Genomic DNA, 2,904 nt, shown 5'->3' with positions numbered 1-2,904 from the left:
AGAGATGAGGTCAAGCCCTCGGTCTGTTAGTGTGTCTCGGCTGCATCCATCGCTGGACTTCGACCTAACACCTATAAACGGGTGTTCTGCCCGTGACCTTACTTGGTTAAGCCAATGAGAGTAATCATCTTGAGGTGGGCTTCCCACTTAGATGCTTTCAGCGGTTATCCACTCCGCACATGGCTACCCTGCGTCTACCGTTGGCACGATAACAGGTACACCAGAGGTGCGTTCCTCCCGGTCCTCTCGTACTAGGGAGGACTCCTCTCAATACTCTTACGCCTGCACCGGATATGGACCGAACTGTCTCACGACGTTCTGAACCCAGCTCACGTACCGCTTTAATGGGCGAACAGCCCAACCCTTGGGACGTACTTCCGCCCCAGGTTGCGATGAGCCGACATCGAGGTGCCAAACCTCCCCGTCGATGTGAACTCTTGGGGGAGATCAGCCTGTTATCCCTAGAGTAACTTTTATCCGTTGAGCGACGGCCTTTCCACACAGTACCGTCGGATCACTAAGGCCGTGTTTCCACTCTGTTCGACTTGTAAGTCTCACAGTCAAGCTCCCTTATGCCTTTACACTCTGCGAATGATTTCCAACCATTCTGAGGGAACCTTTGCGCGCCTCCGTTACATTTTAGGAGGCGACCGCCCCAGTCAAACTGCCCCCCTGAAACTGTCTTGTTCCCGGATTCACGGGAACCAGTTAGAATTCTAGCCTCTCTAGAGTGGTATCTCACCGATGGCTCCATCATCCCCACAAGGATGACTTCAACGCCTCCCACCTATACTGCGCAAGAGAAGCCCGAACCCAATTCCAGGCTACAGTAAAGCTTCATAGGGTCTTTCTGTCCAGGTGCAGGTAGTCCGTATCTTCACAGACAATTCTATTTCGCCGAGTCTCTCTCCGAGACAGCGCCCAGATCGTTACGCCTTTCGTGCGGGTCGGAACTTACCCGACAAGGAATTTCGCTACCTTAGGACCGTTATAGTTACGGCCGCCGTTCACCGGGGCTTCGGTCATCAGCTTTAGGTTTCCCCTGACCGACTTCCTTAACCTTCCGGCACTGGGCAGGCGTCAGCCCCCATACTTCCTCTTTCGAGTTGGCGGAGACCTGTGTTTTTGGTAAACAGTCGCCTGGGCCTCTTCACTGCGACTTACTTTCATAAGCACTCCTTCTCCCGAAGTTACGGAGCCATTTTGCCGAGTTCCTTAGAGAGAGTTATCTCGCGCCCCTGGGTTTTCTCAACCTTCCTACCTGTGTCAGTTTCGGGTACAGGCATTGATAAATTAACGGTTTTAGGGCTTTTCTAGGAAGCTTGATGCTCTCTACTTCCCCTCCTTAGAGGGTCGGACTCCCGCCTTAGCTCAGTCTGTTTTCTCCAGACCTCAACACCTTGAACGGTTGCACCGGTAACCATCGTCCGGCTAGCACACACCTTCTCCGTCCCCCTGACCAATCTACCAATGGTACGGGAATCTTCACCCGTTGTCCATCGACTACGCTCTTCAGCCTCGCCTTAGGCCCTGACTTACCCTCCGTGGACGAGCCGTGCGGAGGAACCCTTAGGATTTCGGGGTGTAGGATTCTCACCTACATTTTCGCTACTCAAGCCGACATTCTCACTTCTGGTTCGTCCACATCTGCTTTCGCTAATGCTTCTCCCTACGCCAGAACGCTCCCCTACCAATACAATACAATCATATTCCACAGCTTCGGTACATCACTTAGCCCCTTTCATTTTCGGCGCAGCAACGCTTGACCAGTGAGCTATTACGCACTCTTTTAAGGTTGGCTGCTTCTAGGCAAACCTCCTGGTTGTCTGAGCATTCCCACCTCCTTTCTCACTTAGTGATGATTTCGGGACCTTAGCTGGTGGTCTGGGCTGTTTCCCTCTTGACGATGGAGCTTATCCCCCACCGTCTGACTGGTTGCTTTCCTCTGGGTATTCAGAGTTTGACTCGATTTGGTACCGCTCTCGCAGCCCGCACCGAATCAGTGCTTTACCCCCCAGATTTTTCTGCAACCGCTGTGCCTCAACACATTTCGGGGAGAACCAGCTAGCTCCGGGTTCGATTGGCATTTCACCCCTAACCACACCTCATCCGCCGATTTTTCAACATCGGTCGGTTCGGACCTTCACTTGGTTTTACCCAAGCTTCATCCTGGACATGGTTAGATCACCCGGGTTCGGGTCTAAAAACGATGACGACTTCGCCCTGTTCAGACTCGCTTTCGCTTGGGCTTCGACCTCTTCGGTCTTAACCTGCCATCGCCTTTAACTCGCCGGCTCATGCTTCAACAGGCACGCGGTCATCCGTTTAATCGGACTCCCACTGCTTGTAAGCTGACGGTTTCAGGTTCTATTTCACTCCCCTCCCGGGGTTCTTTTCACCTTTCCCTCACGGTACTGTTTCTCTATCGGTCACACAGGAGTATTTAGCCTTACCTCGTGGTCGAGGCGGATTCACACGGACTTTCACGGGCTCCGTGCTACTCGGGATTCAGCTTGGCTCTTCAAACTTTCGACTACAGGACTTTCACCTTCTCTGGTGCAGGTTTCATCTGCTTCGTCTAATTCTCTAAGTCCAGTCTTGCTGTCCCACTACCCCAACTGGATACCCAGTTGGTTTAGGCTGTTTCCCTTTCGCTCACCACTACTGGGGAAATCGCTTTTGCTTTCTTTTCCTCGGGCTACTAAGATGTTTCAGTTCGCCCGGTTCGCTCATCTACATCTATGGATTCAATGTAGTGTTTCTAGGTTGCCCTATTCGGATACCTCCGGCTCATTGCTTGCTTCCCGCTCCCCGGAGCTTTTCGTCGGTCGCCACGTCCTTCTTCGCCTCTGTGTGCCAAGGTTTCCACCGTCAGCCCTTTCTATCTTGACCAATTCTCTTTTT

General features: G+C 52.5%; 1 rRNA gene. It reads right to left on the bottom strand.

What is annotated here, in order from left to right:
* Positions 1–6 precede the first annotated feature (6 nt).
* A 23S ribosomal RNA gene (locus PL9214_RS33175) occupies positions 7–2,892 on the bottom strand.
* Between the last annotated feature and the right edge of the window lie 12 nt (positions 2,893–2,904).

The sequence above is a fragment of the Planktothrix tepida PCC 9214 genome, from assembly GCF_900009145.1.
Classification (GTDB): domain Bacteria; phylum Cyanobacteriota; class Cyanobacteriia; order Cyanobacteriales; family Microcoleaceae; genus Planktothrix; species Planktothrix tepida.
The sequence above is the reverse complement of the archived record's forward strand: the minus strand, read 5'-3'. Positions and strand labels throughout refer to the sequence as shown.